Origin of the sequence: Rhodococcus sp. CH91 (assembly GCF_022554085.1) — a bacterium.
In the GTDB taxonomy this organism is placed as follows: domain Bacteria; phylum Actinomycetota; class Actinomycetes; order Mycobacteriales; family Mycobacteriaceae; genus Rhodococcus.
The window spans coordinates 1-353 of record NZ_JAKFYR010000039.1 but is presented as its reverse complement, the minus strand read 5'-3'; the positions used below and the strand labels follow the sequence as shown (position 1 = coordinate 353).

Sequence of the window (353 nt, the reverse complement as noted above, 5' to 3'; positions counted from 1 at the left end):
GCGTTGTGGCAGCGGCAGGTCCTCGGCGACGAGAACGACCCTGATTCGCTGATCGCACAGCAGAGCGCCTATTGGCGATCGACGCTCGACGGTCTCCCCGAGACCTTGTCGTTGCCGGCCGATCGTCCCCGCCCCCCGGTGCAGTCCTTCCGGGGCGCGACGGTGCCGTTCGAGGTGCCGGCATCGGCGCATTCCGGACTGAAGAAACTGGCTCGAGAACACGACGCGACGATGTTCATGGTGGTCCATGCAGCGGTCGCGGTGTTGTTGTCCCGGCTGTCCGGGTCGGACGACGTGGCGGTCGGAACACCCATCGCGGGTCGTGGGGAGCGGGCGCTCGACGATCTGATCGG

General features: G+C 67.4%; 1 protein-coding gene. It reads left to right on the top strand.

The features are described from left to right. Nucleotides 1-353: condensation domain-containing protein (locus MOM01_RS22975; protein WP_241387756.1), on the top strand; the 353-nt coding region annotated here is incomplete at both ends.